This is a genomic window from Arsukibacterium sp. UBA3155, assembly GCA_002364615.1.
GTDB lineage: Bacteria > Pseudomonadota > Gammaproteobacteria > Enterobacterales > Alteromonadaceae > Alishewanella.
Map to the genome: position 1 here is coordinate 218,590 of DEYP01000015.1, position 19,984 is coordinate 238,573.

Below are 19,984 nucleotides of genomic sequence, written 5' to 3' on the forward strand. Positions count from 1 at the left end.
GTACTACTCATAACTTATCAGCACATCGCCAGTACTGACTGAATCACCGGCCGCGATATGAATACTCGCGATGGTACCATCAGCAACCGCCCGCACTTCCGTTTCCATTTTCATCGCTTCCATAATAATCACCACATCGCCGCGTTTTACGGTCGCGCCAACTTTGGTGGTAATTTTCCAGATATTGCCGGCAAGCGGTGCATTTAACGTGGCGCCACCGGTAACCGAGGCACTGCCGGGAATATTTTCTGACACCACAGGCTTAATGCTGTTCAGCTCACCACTGGGTGCCACTTCAACTTCATAAGCCTTACCGTCAACCCGAACACTGTATGCAGCCGGACCAGACGTTGCCGTTTTAGGTTTGCCGGGCGCCTGACCCGTAGTGTCATCTTCCTCTTCAGGAGCCGGTTCAAAGGCCGCCGGGTTGTTGCGGTTTTTCAAAAACTTCAGACCAACTTGTGGGAACAAGGCATAGGTCAGCACATCGTCAATAGTATCTTTTGCTAAATCAATCGACTCGGCTTTGGCAATATCCAGCAACTCGCTGTTAAGCCTATCAAGTTCAGGCTCAAGTAAATCAGCTGGCCGGCAGGTGATCGGTTTAGCACCATCAAGCACCTTTTGCTGCAGTTCCTGGTTAACCGGAGCCGGAGTGGCACCATATTCGCCCTTAAGCACACCCGCCGTCTCTTTGGTGATACTTTTATAACGTTCGCCAGTTAATATATTCAGCACTGCCTGAGTGCCAACAATTTGGGAGGTGGGAGTGACCAGTGGTAAAAAACCTAAATCTTCCCGAACTCTGGGGATTTCTTTTAGCACGTCATCGAGTTTATCCAGCGCGCCCTGTTCTTTTAACTGGCTTTCCATATTGGTCAACATGCCACCTGGCACTTGCGCCAGTAAAATCCGGGCGTCAACGCCTTTCAATGAGCCTTCAAAGCGGGCATATTTTTTTCGTACGTCTCTGAAGTACGCCGCAATTTCAGCCAATAACTCCAGATTAAGGCCGGTATCACGCTCAGTACCCTCGGTTATTGCCACCATGGTTTCGGTAGCACTATGACCATAGGTCATACTCATTGATGATATCGCGGTATCCAGCATATCAATACCGGCATCTATCGATTTCTGGTACGTGGCGGTGCTAAGCCCAGTTGTTGCATGGCATTGCATTGCCAGTGGAATATTGGTCGCTTCTTTTATCCGGGTCACTAACTCCTCAGCGACGTAAGGCTTGAGCAAACCGGCCATGTCTTTTATGAAAATGGAATCACAACCCATATCTTCTAACTGGCGGGCCATATCAACCCACATATCAATGGTATGTACCGGGCTAACTGTATAAGAAATGGTGCCCTGAGCATGTGCGCCAACACTGATTGCTGCCTGTACAGCCGTTTGCAGATTGCGGATATCGTTCATTGCATCGAAAATACGGAATACATCGACGCCATTAGCATGGGCCCGTTCAACAAATGCTTTGACCACATCATCAGCATAGTGCCGATAACCCAGTAAATTCTGGCCGCGTAACAGCATTTGCTGCTTGGTATTTGGCATGGCTTTTTTCAGCTCACGGATCCGATGCCAGGGATCTTCACCCAGATAACGAATACAAGAGTCGAATGTTGCGCCACCCCAGGACTCCATTGACCAATAACCCACCTGATCAAGTTTGCCGGCAATAGGTAGCATATCTTCCAGACGCAGGCGGGTAGCCAGTAAAGACTGGTGCGCGTCGCGCAACACTAACTCAGTTAATAATAAAGGCTTCGACATGCCAGCTTCCTCTTATTTATGTTGTTGGCGATATTGGTGCACTGCAGCACTGATAGCCGCAACGACCGCAGGTGATACACCATGCGTTGCCGGCTCGGTTTTGCCACCCGGGGTCACAATCCTGGCCGGCGAATAACGCCGAAGTAAGCTGCTCATCGCGGTCATCAGCAACACCAGCAGCAGTAAAAAAGTAAACACACTTACCATGCCAATTACCATCAGCGAGGCTGACTCGAGTAATAAATCAGTTACCATCTGTGTGCTCTCCTTTTCCAAAGTGTGTGTTCAGCCAACCCGTGCTTTAAGCCAGCAAGTGTTTCATGCCTGTATAACCAATGCAAACCGCATAGTCTGGCCGTTGCCTGACTGCCGTGATTAGTACCCGCATTATGGCGCCAAGTAAGCGGGCTGAATAATAGAACTGCGTGATGCCAGCCATTTCGGCTGCGAATCACCAAAGACTTATTAGCGTCTAGCCGTCCAGAAAGATACCCTGAAGCAATACTGATTACAAGTGCTGCTGCCTGAGATCTTCTACCAGATCATCGACTAACTGCTGCCAGCCGGCACTTAGCGCACTTACCATTGCCGGATAACCGTCCGCTGTTAATGGTTGCTGATAACTAAAGCGCTGGGTAGCACGCTTGTCGCCTGAAAGCAGGGTGTAATAACCACTGATCACCGCAACGCCATCATTCTGCGCATGAAACCGATCGACGGTCAGCTGCAGTCGCATATCAGAGGCGATGCTAACCGGGCTTAGCTGCAACGCCGGTATTCTCGCCTGAAGTTGCTCGGCCAGCAACCGATACATTTGCTGATCCAGTGCATCCGCCCATAAATGACGACTGGCAATAACCAGCTCTACCTCAGAGCGTTGCATTACCAGGCCCGCGCCATTTAAATAGTTTGCCACCAAAACCGGTTGTAAGTGCAGGCTTTGCTCAGGTATCTGCCGCTGCTCAGGGTTGAGCCGCGGCGGTTGCGGTGCACTAAGCTGATAATAGCTCACTGGTGGCGGGCTGCTACAGGCAACTAAACCGCTGACAAGCAGCATGGTCAAGAGTAATTTCATTGTCTGGCTTTCCTTGGTTCAGGTTCAGGCTGGTCACTGGCATTGAAGATTAACGAATTACTCTGTTGATTCAGGGTTTTAATCACCGGTTGTAATTCCCGCAAAACCTGCTCCAGCGCCTGCAAATTGGCATTAACACTGCCGTATGCCGCCCCTTCAGGACTAAAACCCTGCAAGGTATCACGCAGCTGCTGTAAACTTAACTGGATATCTGCTGGCAGCTGTTGCAGCTGTGGCTGATCGACCAGCGCTTGCATGCTGACCATCAGTTGCTGGGCATTTTCCATTACATCATTGGTTGCGGCCAGGGTTTGCTCTCCCTGTGCCAGCATCGATTCAACCGGCAGGTTATTAATTTTATCCAGTGCCATCAGCAGTTTCTGCTCCATATTACTAAAACCACTGCGAGCCGAGGGCAGTGCCGGATAACCCACCGATGTACTGAGCTGCTGCTGCTCGCTGAATAACTGCTGGCGCGCTTTGTCCTCGCGCCAGCTGCCGTTCATATCAAGGTCAATATAAAGGGCACCGGTAATTAAATTGCCGGTTTTTAATACGGCGTGTAAGCCATCTTCAATCGCACGGCGCAACTCAGTATCAAGCTGTGATAAATTTAATTTTTCATACAACCTTGCCGATTCGATCCGAATAAGCACCGGCACGCCCTGCTGCAGTGAGACTTCAAACGGTTTATCAATGGCAAAGAAAAAAGGTACCGTCGCTACGGTGCCTACCCTGACGCCACGATATTCCACTGGCGCCCCTGCTTTGAGGCCTCGTACAGACTCGTCGAAGAACACCAGGTATTCGATATATTGGCTGTACATCCCCTCCTGAATACTTTGCTTATCAGGAAATAACTGAAATTCCGCCCCGTCGGTTACCCGCTCTCCCGCAGGCCAGCCATCCATTAAGTCAAAACTAACACCACCGGTTAACAGGGTAGTCGCCGAGCCGATATCAACGCTCAGGCCCTCCGCGGACAAATCAAAAGCGAGGCCACTGCTTAACCAAAAGCGGATATTGTCAGTAACCAGCTGATCATAGGGCTCACGAATAAAAAGCTGAAACTGGGTACGACGCTCTGCTACGTTAAAGTCACTTAATTCCACGGTCCCTACCTCATAACCACGGTACAATACCGGGTCACCCACCGCCAGGCCTGTGGTGTCAGCAGAATTTAAATTAACCCGAACACCAGGCGCATCGGCCGGTGCAACCGGCGGAGAATTTAATAGCGGGTGACTAAGCTGGGTGTCGCCAGTATCACCGGGCTGCAATTCAATATAAACTCCGGATAACAGTGTGTTAAGCCCGGTGACTCCGCCTCGCCCTACTTGTGGCTTCACTACCCAGAACTGCGAACCGGCGTTCAGCAGCGGCGACATATTTGGTTTCATCCGGGCCTGAATTAATACCTGAGTTAAGTCTTCACTCAGTTCAACCGACACGACCTGACCCACATCAACACTACGATTTTTAATCTGAGTTTTACCCGCGACGATCCCTTCGGCATCTTCAGCCACCAGCAATAACATCACGCCCTGATGCTGAAAATGGCTAAACAACATCCACAGACCAATTAAAACGGCCGCTATTGGTACTACCCAGATAGGAGACCACTGTTTAATCACCCTGACGTTCGCCTTTACCTGTCCGGACTCAGTCACTATACCTTTCCTTCTGCTTGTCTGTATTGCATCGGTTTATCTGCCGCTATCTGTTGATTGTCCCATAGCAGGCGAGGGTCAAAACTGACGGCCGCCAGCATCGTGGTAATGACCACAGCGGCGAAGACCAGGGCGCCAACACCCGGATACACACTGGCCAATAAACCAAAGCGCACTAATGCCGCCATAAACGCAACCACTAATACATCTACCATGGACCAACGGCCAACCCAGTCAACTAACCGGTAGACATTACCACTATATTTTGCTGCGGTTTGTTTTGATTTAGCAGCCAGGTAACACAGCCAAAACATCAGCACAATTTTAATAATCGGAATAACCACGCTGGCCAGGAAAATAATAATGGCGACCGGATATTCGCCATCCTGCCACATCAGAATAAAACCACTAATTATGGTGGAGTCGGTAACATCGCCAAATGACACAGTGCGCATAATTGGTAACATATTAGCCGGTACATACAGCACGCAGGCAGTAATAAGTAAGGCCAGGGTTTTCTGTAAACTGGCTGGCATGCGAACAGTTACCTTGGTATGGCATCGGCTGCAATGACGCTGTGCAAGCGGCACTACAGCGGTACAACAATGACATAATTTTAACTGTTGGTCCAAGCCCGTGCGGCCAGCTTTTACGGCAACATCAGGTTGCGGACTGGGCGCGATACTCGCCCAGAGCGCATGGCGATCCAGTACCTGAAATGTGCGCAAATGCAACAAACAAAACAGGCAGAACGCCCAGAAGCTCATGCCCAGCGAAATTTCTGCAGTAGCCACCAGCTTAACGAAGCTGATTAACAAGCCCATCAGAAAAATATCGACCATGCTCCAGGGCTTCAGCATAAACAGCACCCTGGCTACCCAGATACGCGCTGGCAGTTGATAACGCATACCCAGTTTCAGATAAATAATAGCCAGCATACAAAATGCCGGAACCGCCTGAATAAACAGCCAAACCAGAATGGACAATATTTGTTGATACTCGGTAAACAGCACCGCCGAGGTATCAAAGAAATGAATTTCACTGCGAGTGCCAGCCAGCGCCATACTGACAAAGGGAAACAGATTGGCCAGCAATAGCATTAATAAGGCGGATGTCGCATACAACGCCGGGCGCATAATCGGGTTAGGTTGGCGGGCGTCCAGCTGATGCTGGCAACGCAAACAATGGGCTTGTTCACCTGGTATCAATGCCGGCAGGTACTGCAGCACATCACAATGTGGACACAATACCAGTTCGTCAGGCCGCGGATCTGTGTTCTGATCCGAACCATGAGTCTGACATGCTGATAAGGTGGCAGTAGTGTTCACGGGTTAACCTGAGCTGCAGTGTTATAGGTAATCGTGTAGCGAAGTTACCTTATATAATCAGCAGTATATAACACTTTGCAGATAAGCAGAGGCTGAATGAAAAGAAAATTCCATATTGGGCACGTATAAAAAAACCCGCTAAGGCGTTAGCCGTAGCGGGTTCTTCGTATATGGTGGACGCAGGAGGATTGCAGGCGGCTATCCTGCCGCCTGCCCTTCGGGCCAGCTGAAGCTGTGCCAATTTGCTCCCGGCAAATTGGTCGAACCTTCCGGAGCTTCTCAACCACCTGCGTCAGGCAGCATAATGTGAGTATAAAAAAACCCGCTAAGGCGTTAGCCGTAGCGGGTTCTTCGTATATGGTGGACGCAGGAGGATTCGAACCTCCGACCGCTCGGTTCGTAGCCGAGTACTCTATCCAGCTGAGCTATGCATCCGGTGGTATTACTTTTTCAAACTACGTTTTATAGATGGTGGACGCAGGAGGATTCGAACCTCCGACCGCTCGGTTCGTAGCCGAGTACTCTATCCAGCTGAGCTATGCGTCCGCTCTATAAAAATGGCGGAGAAAGAGGGATTCGAACCCTCGATAGAGTTTCCCCTATACACCCTTAGCAGGGGTGCGCCTTCAGCCACTCGGCCATTTCTCCGCTCTATGTTGCGGCGTGTATATTAATGTCTCAGGAAAATAAGTCAAACAATTTTTAGGACAGTAAAGTCTGTTTGCCGACCTTTTAAACAATTCGCTCAATATTTACCAGCTATTGATTAAAACAGTCTGTTTTGGTTACCAGCATCCTGCCGGTAATTTTTTAGTTGCTTTCGTTAAAGCCGCCACCAGAGGTATCTTTTTCTGCCTGGATCCGCATATAAATTTCTTCACGATGCACAGACACTTCTTTTGGCGCATTAACACCAATCCGAACCTGATTTCCTTTTACACCCAACACGGTAACCGTTACTTCGTCACCGATCATCAGAGTCTCACCAACACGACGGGTAAGAATTAGCATTCGCTTGCTCCTTTTCCTTGCAATTACAGTGACCTTTCACCGTTGTTTTCGATAAAACGCCGTATAGTAACTCAGCTGGCTCCTACTGAAAAGCCAGCAAATGATATTTATAAACCGCTTCTGACCATTACCTGCAAATTGTAGCAACTTTGGCACTGGCCGGAAGCTTTTCGCGATATACAACAGCATTAAAACGGTCAGCAGCTGTTCAGTATTTTTTTACGCAACATCGGTTATCGACGATCAGCTATTCAGCTTATCACTGATATACTGCTGCGCTTTTGTCAGCATGGTCGGTAAAGCACTGCTGTCAGTGCCACCGGCCTGCGCCATATCGGGCCGACCACCACCTTTCCCGCCAACCTGCTCTGCTGCCCAGGCAACCATCTGGCCGGCGTGCACTTTGCCGGTTAACTCGTTGCTAACGCCCGCAATTAAACTAACTTTAGCATCGTTTACCGTTGCCAGCAGAATAACCGCCGGACTCAGTTTATTTTTCAGCTCGTCCAGCATGACTCTTAAGCTTTTCGGATCGGCCTGCTCAACCTCACTGACCAGCACATTGACGCCGGCGATTTGGCTAACCTGCTGCTCCAGTGACGAGCCAGCCTGGCTGGCCATTTTCGCTTTTAACTGTTCAATGTCTTTTTCCAGGCCACGGCTTTTCTCCAGCGCTTGTTGCACTTTGTCGGCAAGGCTTAACATATCGCCTTTTACCAATGCCGCCGCTTGCGCAGCCTGCTGCTCCAGCAACTGAATATAATGCAGCGCGCCGTTGCCGCTTACTGCTTCAATCCGGCGGATGCCGGAAGCAATGCCTGCTTCAGCGACAATTTTAAAGAAACCAATATCACCGGTACGTTTGACATGCGTGCCACCGCACAGTTCGACAGAAAATTCACCCATCGACAACACCCGGACTTCTTCATCATACTTTTCGCCGAACAATGCCATGGCGCCTGCCGCTTTGGCTTGCTCAATCGGCATTAAACGGGTTTGCAACGGGTTATTCTGCTGAATTTGCTGGTTAACCAAAAGCTCAATTTCACGCAACTCCGCGGCTTTGACCGCTTCAAAATGACTGAAATCAAACCGTAACCGTTCTGGCCCCACCAATGAGCCTTTCTGGGTAACATGTTCACCTAATATTTGTCGCAGTGCCGCATGCAACAAGTGAGTGGCCGAGTGATTCTGTTTTATCGCGCTGCGCCGGTCACTGTCGATTCTGGCGGCAACTTTATCGCCAACCCGCAGATTTGCGCTGGCTTGTCCCTGATGAGCAAATGCTTTAGCTAACTTAATGGTATCGGTTACCGCAAACTCACCACCGCCGGCCAATAGTAATTTTCCGCTATCCCCCATCTGACCGCCAGACTCTGCATAAAACGGCGTTTCATCCAGCACTACCAAGCCGCTGTCACCTGCACTCAGACTGTCGACCGCTTTACCCTCGCTGAAAATTTCAACAATGGTCGCATCACCAAACTCATGATCATAGCCGGTAAACGCCGTATGCTGAGCAGAGCTTAACGTTGCATTGTAATCCGCACCAAAATTTGAAGCTTGCTGGGCACGTTTTCGCTGTGCTGCCATAGCAGCATCAAAGCCCGGCTGGTCAATGGTCAGGTTACGCTCCCTTGCAACATCATTGGTTAAATCTACCGGAAAGCCGTAGGTATCATACAATTTAAACACCAGCTCACCCGGGATCACGCTGCCGGTCAATTCCTTCAGCTCATCATCCAGGATCGTCAGGCCACGTTCCAGTGTTTTGCCAAACTGCTCTTCTTCAAGTCGCAGCGCTTTTTCAATAACGGCTTGCTTCTCAATCAGCTCAGGGTAAGCCTCGCCCATTTGTGCTACCAGTGCTGCAACTAACTTATAGAAAAATGCCCCTTTCGCGCCCAGGGTGTTGCCATGACGCACAGCGCGGCGAATAATCCGGCGCAATACATAACCACGGCCTTCATTGGCCGGCAGCACGCCATCAATAATCAGAAACGCACAACTACGAATATGATCGCTTACTACCCGTAGCGATTTATCCGATAAGTCGGTGGCACCCGTTATCTCAGCAGCAGCCTTAATTAGTGCGGCAAAGGTGTCTATCTCGTAGTTACTGTGCACGCCCTGCAATATCGCAGCAATCCGTTCCAGGCCCATACCGGTATCAATACTGGGTTTAGCCAGCGGTTGCATTTCACCACCAGCCTGGCGGTTAAATTGCATAAACACGATATTCCAGATTTCAATAAAGCGATCACCATCTTCTTCCGGTGAACCCGGTGGGCCACCCCAGATATGCTCGCCATGGTCATAAAATATTTCGGTGCAAGGGCCACAAGGACCGGTATCACCCATGGCCCAGAAATTATCAGAAGCATAGGGCGCACCCTTATTATCGCCAATGCGGACAATGCGCTCGGCTGGCACGCCAATTTCTTTTAACCAGATATCGTAAGCTTCATCATCTGAGGCATACACCGTTACCAGCAACTTTTCTTTTGGCAACTTGACCACTTCTGTTAAAAACTGCCAGGCATAGCCGATTGCTTCACGTTTAAAATAATCGCCGAAACTGAAGTTACCTAACATTTCAAAAAAAGTATGATGGCGGGCTGTGTAGCCCACATTTTCCAGATCGTTATGCTTGCCGCCTGCGCGGACACAACGCTGGGCAGATACCGCCCGGCTGTAGCTGCGCTGGTCCTGCCCTAAAAACACATCTTTAAACTGCACCATACCAGCGTTAGTAAACAATAAGGTGGCATCATTACCCGGAATAAGCGAACTGCTGGCAACTACCTGATGTTGTTTACTGGCAAAATAATCAAAAAAAGCCTGTCTGATTTTGGCCGAAGTCATCGTCATGAAACTATCCTGTCCGGTTAGGTTGGTTTGTTAATTCAGTAAATACTGCCTTTATTTGCTCGCCACTAAAACCCCGGCGCTGCAAAAAGGCCATTCGTTTTGTTTTTTCTTTATAATCACTTATCGGGCTGTCGCCATATTTTTTCTGATAAGCAGCACTGGCTAATGCCCACCAGTCAATAGCCAGCGCATGCAGACAACTATTTAGTTGTTCAACACTGATTTTCTGCGCCCGGCATTCCTGCAGCAGGTAATTATACCCATACCCCTGGCGCGCCCTGTTGCGTACCAGCATACTTAAAAACCGGCTTTCATCAAGGTACTGCTGTGCTTTGCACCACTCGATAACGGCGCTTAACTGTTCTGGCAACGCGCCTTTCTGGCGCAACTTCTGACTCAACTGGGCTTCGCTGTAGTCCCGCCGGCTAAGCCAGTTTAAGGCGTTTTTCTTCAGCTGGGCCAGTTCAGCCATGCTTAAACCTCTAATATGCCGTCATCTGATGATTTTACCTGCAGCGCAAATACCTCGTTAAAAGACAAAAAGAAGGCAATGTTTAACAGCGGTAAAACCACGATTAAGCCAATAAAAAATGTGGGCACGGTTAACAGCACCAGCGCCATGCTCAGCAAACCAAAAACCAGCAGTGCCGCCACATTACGCCAACAGGCAATAAAGCTGGTTTGCAGCACCGCCAGAATACGTTGTTCTTTTAAAAAGTAAGCAATGGCGACCGCATAGGCAAATAACATAAACACCAGAGCAAACAACGCCACCAATACCAGCAATTGCCAGGTAATGGTTATATCAGCGGTACTTTGACTCTCAATTGCAGTAGACATCGGCAATAGCAATTGCTGTTGAAAACTGATTAAAGGCGTTAACAACAATACTTTGAGCGCACCAATAGCTAATAAGATTAAGCGGCAGGCCGGTTCAGCCAGCGGTTTAAATACCCAATCAACCGTCACGTGTTGCTGGTGCTGAACACCAACAATAGCTTTGTAGAACCCAGCCGTTAAAAACGGATTCAGAAATACCCAGACTATCGCCGTCAGCTGGTTCAGCTGCAATAAAAAACCCAGACAAGCGGTCAGTAAAAACATTGCCATAAACAGCACTGGGGTCTTTTTAAACAGCTGCCAGGCGCCAGACAACCATTGCAGCGATGCAGTAGCGCTAACCCTTCTGATAATCAGTTTCAGTTGAAACGGCTTTTCCACAGTAACCTCTTGCCGGTACTGACAGCGTGTGCTGCCATTAGAGGCCGCTATCATACTGCAAAACCGCTTAAAATAAGAGAGCTGCGATTAATTTCAGCATCTGCGGCAGAAATATGGCAAATGGCCGATAACCGGGCTTGCTTTGCTGTGACCGGGCCGCATAATAGCAACATCATTCTATTGAGGCGTTACTATGGAAAAGTTTGTTGAAAATCTTATTTATTCTGCCCGCTGGATTATGGCACCAATTTATCTGGGGCTTAGCCTGGCGTTAATGGCACTGGCAATAAAGTTTTTTCAGGAAATTATCCATATCATTCCTATTATTTTCAGTATGAAAGAAGTCGAGCTGATTCTGGTCGTGCTGTCGTTAATTGATATTGCACTGGTTGGCGGCCTGTTGGTCATGGTGATGTTTTCTGGTTACGAGAACTTCGTATCAAGGCTGGATTTAGAAGGCAATGACGATAAATTAAGTTGGTTGGGTAAACTGGACGCAGGCTCCCTGAAAAATAAAGTGGCCGCCTCAATTGTGGCCATCTCTTCTATTCATTTGCTTAAAGTATTTATGAATACTGAAGTCATTCCTAATGACAAAATAAAATGGTATTTGTTTATTCACATTACGTTTGTGTTATCCGCTTTTGCGATGGGTTATCTGGATAAATTGCTGCGGGATGACAAAACCAAAGCACTTTGACAGACAGTGCTTAACTGTCAGTGCATAGCAGGCTATGTGGCAGACTTTGGTTTTCCTCACCAAAGTATTTGCGCTGTAAGCGCTGATACCAGCTATCCAGAATTACACTGAGCAGCGCCCGGTCGAAAGCACGCTGCACATTTGCATCCCGAAATGCAGCGCGGTAAACCGTGGTGTTAAATAACGGATGCATAGCCATCGCTTCGGCATCATCGTGCTGCAACCGATAATAATTGTAAATATTGCGGTCCATAACCACTACTTGAACCCGCTGCGATAAAAGCATGGTCAGTTGCGCTTGCTGATCAACCGTCTCACGGTAATTGGCTGAAATTTTTACCATATCAGTATAGTCTGGCCCCAAAACTAAACTGGCATTCTGAAAAGCAAGTACCGAATAGCGTCCCAGATCACTGCTGTGACTAATAACCAATTTATCTTTTGCCAGACTAACCGCAATATTCTGGTAACGAATATACGGGTTAGAATAAAACAGGCCAGCCTCTTCATTGGATACCGGTTGCAAACTGGCAATATCACCCTCACCCTGCAACAGCAGTGGTTTAATCCGCGCATTGGGAACAAATAAAAAAACTGGCTCATAGCCCATCCTGCTAACCACCTCAGCCAGCAATTCCACCTCATAGCCTGAAATATTCGCGGTATTAATATAAGGGGGTTTTTGCTGGCCTACCAGCACCGTAAGTGGCGCGGCTGCCAGCACACCTTGCGTTGCCAGTAGCAGCAAGACCAGGATCCAATTCAATCGCACAGGCGCACTCCTTACTTAATGTTTTAAAGAGCATAACGCCTTTTCTGCAAACTGAAAGACCTTATTTGATCACCTAGGTCATGCCTGAATGCTTGGCTCGGAAGAATACTCCAGTTAAGATAGGCCGCTTGTCAGTCTGACGGCAGCGGCCAAGAAATGGAGTTCACTGTGCCCGACTTTAGGTGGTTTCTCGACCAGAGCTATAGGTTACTGGCCAGGATTACATTGCTCATTATCGTTGTGCTGGCGCCAATGTCGGCGCTTGCCGCCACGTTTGAGCACGGCATGCCTATGCTGCATAACCTGAAACCAAAAGATTATCATGCGGGCACCCAAAATTGGGCGCTGCTGCAGGATCAACGTGGGGTGCTGTATGTCGGCAATAACGTCGGCGTACTGGAATATGATGGCCAGAACTGGCGGATCATGCAAACCGGCAATAAATCAGTGGCCCGCTCGCTCGCCCTCTCTGCCGATGGCCGGGTTTATGTAGGGGCGAAGGGAGATATTGGTTATATCGACCATAGTGAAGGCCAATCCCGCTATCAGTCTTTACTGCATTTAGTTCCCGCCAGCTTTCGTGATTTCCGGGATGTCAGACAGACCTTTGTCAGCGACGACAGCGTGTATTTTGCCAGTCGCGATTATGTGTTCCGGTTACATAATGAAAAAATTGAGGTCTGGCGCAGCAATAGCAGCTTTTTAAAAGCGTTCTGGGTTAATAAGCGCCTTTACATCAGAGAAGAAGGTACTGGCTTGCTGGTATTGCAGCAGGGTAACTTCCAGCTAGTGCCGGGCGGCGAGCATTTTGCCCATGAAAGTCTTTTTGTACTTGAAGCATACTCTGACGACACCTTGCTGGCAGGAAGCCGGGAAACAGGTTTGTATTTACTGAATGACAAAGGGGTTGCGCGGCTGCCAACGGCTTATGATCAGCAGTTAAAGCAGGCGGTACTTTATTCAGGCCTGACCCTGAACAACGGCGACATTGCCCTTGGTACCGTGCAAAACGGGGTTTACATCCTGAACAGGCAGGGAGAACTGGTTGGCCACTACAATCGCAATGCCGGTTTGCTAGATCAGAATGTCAGAGCCTTATACCAGGATCATCAGGGTGGGCTCTGGCTCGGTCTTGATCATGGCCTGTCCAGGATTGCATTACATTCTGCAATCACCGCCCATCGCGGTGCCAGCGGCCTGGCAGGCAATGTGCTGGCACTCACCCGCTATCAGCAACATCTTTATGCCGGCACCAGCCTGGGGTTGTTCCGATTGCAGCGCCGCCAGGATGGCAGTGGCGAATTTGTGCAGTTAGCGCCGCTGCAAAAGCAAACCTGGGGCTTTACCGAGTTTCGCCAGCGTCTGCTTATTGCTAACAATGACGGTGTTTATCAGTTAGCTCAAGAGCAACTTACCTTAATCAGGCCCTCGCCTCAGGCCAGTAAAATTTTACAGGTCTCCGAGCGTGATCCCAGTCGGGTTTATGTCGGGCTGCAGGATGGCCTGGCCACCATGCGTTTCGTTGACGGCCAATGGCTTGACGAAGGCCGGGTACCAGGCGTAGCAGGAAACCTGAACAGCATCGTTGAAATGGCAAATGGTGAGCTGTGGCTGGGCACCCTGGCCCATGGTGTCTATCGGTTACTCTTGCCCGCATCCTGGCAAGGCGGTGATTCTGTACCGCTGGCTATCACCCGCTTTACCAAAGATCAGGGCTTGCCCAGTCTGAACAGAAATTCTGTGCACGTTTTAGATGATCAGCTTTTCATCGCCTCGGTAAGTGGCATGCAACGTTATGATGCGGCGCAGCAACAATTTGAACTGGCTGCCGCTTTTAAGGGCTTATTCAACGATAAGCAACCCTGGGTTCGAAACCCCGTTGCCGATGCAAACGGCAGGATCTGGATGTTGCTCTGGGACAATTTGAACGGCACCCGCTCAGCAGGGGTCGCCATACCCGACGATAACGGCAGCTATCAATGGCATGATAATGCTTTACAGCCCTTATCCGACATCCCGCTGGATACCATTCTGGTGGAATGGCCACTAATTTGGTTTGGCGGTGCCGAGGGTATTTTCCGCTTTGCCGATGATCAGTATCAACAACATCAGCCCAAACCTCCGCTGCTGCGTAAAGTGTTGGTCGACCAGCAACAGCTTATTTATAGTGGCGGAGCATTACCCGACACTATTGCCCTGAGTAGCGAGCAACGGAATTTACGATTTCAGTTCAGCAGCCCCAACTATAATCCGTTACAGCCCGATCAATTGCAGGTACGTCTGCTGGGCCATGATAAAGAATGGTCCAGTTGGCGCCAGGAGCATTATCGTGAATACACCAACCTGCAAAGTGGCCGCTATGAGTTTCAGCTCAGAGCCAGAAATGTGACGGGCCAGATTAGTACAGCGGATAGTCTGCATTTTCAGATAGCCAGCCCCTGGTACTGGCACTGGAGCATGCTGCTCGCTTATCTGCTGCTTAGTATCACGCTACTGTATTTGCTGCACAGATGGCGCATGCACAGCGCTATTACTGAACAACAACGCCTGAGCAAGCAAGTGGCACTGCGCACCGAACACCTGGAGCAGACCATGCAGCAGCTGCAACAGGCGCGGGAAACGGCAGAAAGCGCCACCAGGGCTAAGACCCAGTTTCTGGCGAATATGAGCCATGAGCTGCGCACACCACTAAATGCCGTGCTGGGTTTTGCTGAACTGGCCGAAGCAACGACGGCGGTAGAACACAAACAACAATATCTGCTGAGAATTCGTGCCGCGGGCAAAATTCTGCTCAGCATTATTAATGACATTCTGGACTTCTCAAAAATTGAGGCGGGCAAGCTGGTGGTAGAGCAAACCGATTTTTCTCTGCGCGCGACGCTCACTCAGGTGGAAGATCTGTTCAGCAATCAGATAACCAGCAAGGGCCTGCAGTACCAACGCAGCCTGCCAGCCACTATTGCAGATAGCCGCCGTGGCGATCCGCTGCGGTTAAGCCAGATATTAATGAACCTGTTAAGCAATGCTGTTAAGTTCACCGACAAGGGCCAAATCCAGTTACGTATCACTGCGCTAAATCATGATCAATTGCATTTTGCGTTAACCGATAGTGGCATTGGCATTAGCGAGAACGAGCAAAGCCAGTTATTTCAGGCATTTCAGCAAGCCGATAACTCGGTAAGCCGCAAATATGGTGGCACTGGCCTTGGCCTGGCTATTTGTCAAAGACTGCTGCAATTAATGGATTCTGAGCTAAAGCTGGAAAGTGAGCCTGGCGTTGGCAGCACCTTCAGCTTTAGCCTGACTTTGCCTGCTGTCGCCAGCAAAACCGGGCATGTCGAAGCAATGAATACCCAGGTCGGCGCACCTGTTGGTCATATTGAAAATATCAGTCAACGTGAAAACGTGAGTCACAGTGAAGATGTCAGTCAGAGCGAGCATGACAGTATACCGGATACCGGCGATACCCAACGAATATTGGTGATTGATGACAATTATTTTAATCAGAATCTGCTAAAACTGATGCTGGAAAAAATTGGTTATCAGGTGCACGTTGCAAGCGGTGGACAGCAAGCCCTGAGCTGGCTGCAACAGCATAGCGCCGCACTTATTTTACTGGATATCGAAATGCCAGAGATGGATGGCTTTGCCACTTTGCAAGCCGTGCGCCAGCGCTCTGCGCTGGATCAGGTACCGGTGCTGGCACTTACGGCGCATCATAACCGCGAGCTGACCGACCGGATCCTCAGCAGCGGCTTTATCGATATCCTGACCAAACCTGTTGAGCTCTCAGCGCTCTCAGCAAAAATAAAGCAGGTATTACACACCTGAAGCGGCCGGCTCAGCGAAGATTCGGGGCCAGCCAGCTTTGCGCCTGCTCGGTGCTCCAGCCTTTTTTGGCGGCATACGCCTGCAGCTGGTCATCCCCTATTTTGCTTACGGCAAAATACTTGCTGTCGGGGTGGCCAAAATACCAACCGCTTACCGCAGCACCTGGCCACATAGCGTAGCTTTCGGTAAGCACAATGCCGGTTTGCGCTTCGACATCCAGCAGCTGCCACAAGGTGCCTTTTTCGGTATGCTCCGGACAGGCCGGATAGCCCGGCGCGGGCCGAATGCCCTGGTACAACTCGCGAATAAGTTGCTCGTTATTCAAATCCTCGCTAGCCGCGTAGCCCCAGTATTCGCGCCGCACTTTTAAATGCAGGTATTCAGCTAAAGCTTCTGCTAAGCGATCGGCCAGCGCTTTAACCATAATGCTGTTGTAGTCATCATGCTCGGCGGCAAATTTGGCGGCAAATTCATCAGCACCAAAGCCGGTGCTGACCGCAAAGCCGCCAATATAATCGTTGACACCACTGCCTGTCGGCGCAATAAAATCTGCCAGGCTGCAATTGGGCGCGTTGTTTCTTAGCTGTAACTGCTGGCGCAGGTTATACAAACGGGCTTTTTCTGTGCTTCGGGTCTCGTCGGTGTACACGATAATATCGTCGCCGTCGCTGTTAGCCGGGAACAAACCAAACACCGCTTTGCCTTTAACGTGGCCGTCGTTAATCATGGTGTCGAGTATGGCATTGGCGTCTTTAAACACCCGGCGCGCTTCCATGCCCACTTCGGCATGGTTTAAAATGGCTGGGTATTTACCGGAGAGCTGCCAGGTTAAGAAAAACGGCGTCCAGTCGATGTAATCGCGCAGCAGGTTTAAATCAACATCCTGCCATACATGCACACCAGGCTGTTTCGGGGCAGGCGCTACTTTGCTTAAATCTAGCGTAAACTTATTGGCTTTAGCTTCATTTAAGCTAAGCAGTTTTTCACCTGGCCGGCTACGGGCATGCTGCTCGCGCGCCACCACATATTCGCTTTTAACCCGGCTTAAATAGCCCGCTTTGCTGTCCGGGCTAATTAATGACTGCACCACCGACACACTGCGCGAGGCATTAGGCACATACACCACGCCATTGGCGTAATTGGGCTCAATTTTTACCGCAGTATGCGCTTTAGAGGTGGTGGCACCGCCAATGAGCAGCGGCTGGGTAAAGCCTAAGCGGGTCATTTCCTTGGCGACATGCACCATCTCATCTAAGGAAGGCGTGATAAGGCCCGATAAGCCTATTACATCAACCTCGCGCTCTTTCGCTACCCTGAGCAGCTCAGCGCAGGGCACCATAACGCCCAGGTCAATGACTTCAAAATTATTGCACTGCAGCACCACGCCAACGATATTTTTGCCGATATCGTGCACATCGCCTTTCACCGTTGCCAGCAGCACCTTGCCTTGCGCCCGGCCGCCTTCTTTTTCCAGCTCGATATACGGCTGCAAGTACGCCACCGCTTTTTTCATCACCCGGGCCGATTTCACCACCTGAGGCAAAAACATTTTACCTTCACCGAATAAATCGCCAACGACGTTCATGCCGTCCATTAACGGCCCTTCAATCACGTGCAGCGGTTTTTCGGCCTGCTTTCGCGCTTCTTCGGTATCACTTTCAATAAAATCGGTGATGCCTTTTACTAACGCATGTTCCAGCCGCTTATTCACCGGCAGGCTGCGCCAGGCATCATCCATTTTTTCAGCCACACTGCCATCGCCCTTAAACTCGGCAGCAATTTCCAGCAGGCGCTCAGTGGCATCATCCCGCCGGTTAAGAATAACGTCCTCTACCCGCTCTTTTAGAAGCGGCGGGATATCGTCATATACAGTAAGCTGACCGGCATTAACAATGCCCATGTCCATGCCCGCGGCAACCGCGTGGTATAAAAATACCGAGTGAATGGCTTCGCGTACTGCATCATTGCCCCGAAATGAGAACGACACGTTAGAGACGCCGCCGGAAATTTTCGCATGTGGGCATAGCTGCTTTATCTCGCGGGTGGCTTCAATAAAATCCACCGCGTAGTTGTTGTGCTCTTCTATGCCGGTGGCCACCGCGAAAATATTCGGGTCAAAAATAATGTCCTCTGGCGGAAAACCAATCTGCCCGGTGAGGATTTTATAAGCGCGCTGACAAATTTCGACTTTGCGCACTTTGGTATCGGCCTGGCCTTTCTCGTCAAACGCCATCACGACCACGGCCGCGCCGTAGCGACGCAGTAAGGTGGCCTGCTGTAAAAACGGCGCCTCGCCTTCTTTTAGCGAAATAGAATTAACTACGGCTTTTCCCTGAATGCATTTTAGCGCCGCTTCAATCACCTCCCACTTCGACGAGTCGACCATAATCGGTACCCGCGAAATGTCGGGCTCAGAAGCCAGCAGCTGCAAATAGCGCACCATGGCGGCTTTGCTGTCGAGCATCGCCTCATCCATGTTGATATCGATAATCTGCGCGCCGTTTTCCACTTGCTGGCGCGCCACATCGAGCGCCGCTTCATAATCGCCGTTTAAAATCAGTTTTTTAAATTTTGCCGAGCCAGTAACGTTTGTCCGCTCGCCAACATTAATAAATCGGGCCTGTTGTCGCATTACCACTCCAGAGAAAAGGCTTCAAGGCCGGCCAAGTTAAAACTATGACTGGCAGGTTTAGGGCGCCTTGCCGGGGCATCTTTTACGGCATCAGCAATGGCTTTTATATGCTCTGGCGTGGTGCCACAGCAGCCGCCAACAATATTTAAAAAGCCCTGCTGTGCCCAATCGGCAATTTCTGCTGCCATTTCTTCGGCGCCTAAATCGTACTCGCCAAATTCGTTGGGTAAACCGGCATTTGGGTGTACCGACACATAGGCTTCTGACACCCCAGACAGGGTTTCAACGTAAGGGCGCAGTAAATCGGGGCCCAGCGCGCAGTTAAGGCCAAAACACACCGGCTCGACATGAGCCAGGCTATGATAAAACGCTTCCGTGGTCTGGCCCGACAAAGTGCGGCCCGAGGCGTCGGTAATGGTGCCGGAAATCATTACCGGCAGTTTATAACCCACTTCATCAAATACTTTTAACACCGCAAACGCCGCTGCCTTGGCGTTTAACGTATCAAAAATAGTTTCCAGCATAATAATGTCGGCACCGCCTGCTATTAAGGCGTGGGTTGATTCCGTGTAAGCATTTACTAACTCATCAAAGCTGACATTGCGAAACCCCGGATCGTTTACATCCGGTGATATTGATGCAGTGCGGTTAGTGGGGCCCAGAACGCCGGCAACCAAGCGCGGTTTATGCGGCTCAAGCGCCGTTATTTCATCGCACACTTTACGGGCCAGTGCCGCCGCCTCGCGGTTAATGCGCGCCGACAGGCCTTCCATCTGATAGTCCGCCATGGCAATGGTGGTGGCATTAAAAGTATTGGTTTCAACAATATCGGCACCGGCCAGCAAGTACTGGCGATGAATATCAGCAATTAAATCAGGCTGGCTTAACACCAGTAAATCGTTATTGCCTTTCACATCACTGGGCCAGTTGGCAAATTCGCGGCCACGATAATCGGCTTCTTCTAACCGATGCTGCTGGATCATCGTGCCCATGGCGCCATCGAGAATAAAAATGCGCTGTGAAAGTAACTGACGAAACTGCTCTGGCGTTAGTCTTGCGGTCATAAAATGCTCTTTGTTATTTCAAGT

The 19,984-nt window shown here is 49.9% G+C and carries 14 protein-coding genes and 3 tRNA genes; 2 read left to right on the plus strand and 15 right to left on the minus strand.

Annotated elements, in window-relative coordinates; genetic code table 11:
• Window positions 1-3: 3 nt before the first annotated feature.
• The 12 genes from oadA to B2X65_RS06230 form a co-directional block, all read right to left on the minus strand.
• On the minus strand, window positions 4-1,785 hold the full coding sequence (gene oadA / locus B2X65_RS06175) for a sodium-extruding oxaloacetate decarboxylase subunit alpha (RefSeq protein ID WP_290611323.1): 1,782 nt from the start codon (window positions 1,783-1,785) through the stop codon (window positions 4-6).
• 12 nt (window positions 1,786-1,797) lie between these two features.
• A complete protein-coding gene (locus tag B2X65_RS06180; protein ID WP_290611324.1) occupies window positions 1,798-2,040 on the minus strand; it encodes an OadG family protein in 243 nt (80 codons plus the stop codon).
• Between the two features lie 253 nt (window positions 2,041-2,293).
• Window positions 2,294-2,860: a PqiC family protein gene (locus B2X65_RS06185; protein ID WP_290611325.1), complete on the minus strand. Its 567-nt coding sequence runs from the start codon at window positions 2,858-2,860 to the stop codon at window positions 2,294-2,296.
• Entirely contained in the window at window positions 2,857-4,530 is a 1,674-nt protein-coding gene (pqiB, locus tag B2X65_RS06190) for an intermembrane transport protein PqiB (protein WP_290611326.1), read from the minus strand. Before pqiB ends, B2X65_RS06185 begins: the two co-directional genes overlap by 4 nt.
• On the minus strand, window positions 4,530-5,858 hold the full coding sequence (locus tag B2X65_RS06195; RefSeq protein ID WP_290611327.1) for a PqiA/YebS family transporter subunit: 1,329 nt from the start codon (window positions 5,856-5,858) through the stop codon (window positions 4,530-4,532). Before B2X65_RS06195 ends, pqiB begins: the two co-directional genes overlap by 1 nt.
• Before the next feature lie 358 nt (window positions 5,859-6,216).
• Window positions 6,217-6,293, minus strand: a tRNA-Arg gene (locus B2X65_RS06200).
• Between the two features lie 34 nt (window positions 6,294-6,327).
• Window positions 6,328-6,404: transfer RNA gene (locus B2X65_RS06205), tRNA-Arg, on the minus strand.
• A 12-nt stretch (window positions 6,405-6,416) separates the two neighbouring features.
• Window positions 6,417-6,506: transfer RNA gene (locus B2X65_RS06210), tRNA-Ser, on the minus strand.
• 162 nt (window positions 6,507-6,668) lie between these two features.
• Window positions 6,669-6,869 (minus strand): carbon storage regulator CsrA, encoded by a 201-nt coding sequence (gene csrA, locus B2X65_RS06215; RefSeq protein WP_290611328.1) that lies wholly within the window; start codon window positions 6,867-6,869, stop codon window positions 6,669-6,671.
• 243 nt (window positions 6,870-7,112) lie between these two features.
• Window positions 7,113-9,734 carry an alanine--tRNA ligase gene (gene alaS, locus B2X65_RS06220; protein WP_414631411.1) on the minus strand — a complete coding sequence of 874 codons (2,622 nt, stop codon included), beginning with the start codon at window positions 9,732-9,734 and terminating at the stop codon, window positions 7,113-7,115.
• 10 nt (window positions 9,735-9,744) lie between these two features.
• A complete protein-coding gene (locus tag B2X65_RS06225) occupies window positions 9,745-10,212 on the minus strand; it encodes a regulatory protein RecX (protein ID WP_290611330.1) in 468 nt (155 codons plus the stop codon).
• 2 nt (window positions 10,213-10,214) lie between these two features.
• On the minus strand, window positions 10,215-10,961 hold the full coding sequence (locus B2X65_RS06230) for a hypothetical protein (RefSeq protein ID WP_290611331.1): 747 nt from the start codon (window positions 10,959-10,961) through the stop codon (window positions 10,215-10,217).
• A gap of 193 nt (window positions 10,962-11,154) precedes the next feature.
• Between B2X65_RS06230 and B2X65_RS06235 the strand changes: the two genes are divergently transcribed.
• On the plus strand, window positions 11,155-11,661 hold the full coding sequence (locus tag B2X65_RS06235; RefSeq protein ID WP_290611332.1) for a TIGR00645 family protein: 507 nt from the start codon (window positions 11,155-11,157) through the stop codon (window positions 11,659-11,661).
• Window positions 11,662-11,671: 10 nt separating this feature from the next.
• Here B2X65_RS06235 and B2X65_RS06240 read toward each other — a convergent pair whose 3' ends face one another.
• Window positions 11,672-12,433, minus strand: coding sequence for a substrate-binding periplasmic protein (locus B2X65_RS06240; RefSeq protein ID WP_290611333.1), 762 nt, complete (start codon window positions 12,431-12,433; stop codon window positions 11,672-11,674).
• Between the two features lie 168 nt (window positions 12,434-12,601).
• Between B2X65_RS06240 and B2X65_RS06245 the strand changes: the two genes are divergently transcribed.
• Window positions 12,602-16,264, plus strand: a complete 3,663-nt coding sequence (locus B2X65_RS06245; protein ID WP_290611334.1) for a hybrid sensor histidine kinase/response regulator — start codon at window positions 12,602-12,604, stop codon at window positions 16,262-16,264.
• 10 nt (window positions 16,265-16,274) lie between these two features.
• On the opposite strand, the gene metH is transcribed toward B2X65_RS06245, so the two are convergent.
• Window positions 16,275-18,896 (minus strand): methionine synthase, encoded by a 2,622-nt coding sequence (gene metH / locus B2X65_RS06250; protein WP_349678702.1) that lies wholly within the window; start codon window positions 18,894-18,896, stop codon window positions 16,275-16,277.
• Window positions 18,896-19,960: a homocysteine S-methyltransferase family protein gene (locus B2X65_RS17800; RefSeq protein WP_349678703.1), complete on the minus strand. Its 1,065-nt coding sequence runs from the start codon at window positions 19,958-19,960 to the stop codon at window positions 18,896-18,898. Before B2X65_RS17800 ends, metH begins: the two co-directional genes overlap by 1 nt.
• Window positions 19,961-19,984 lie beyond the last annotated feature (24 nt).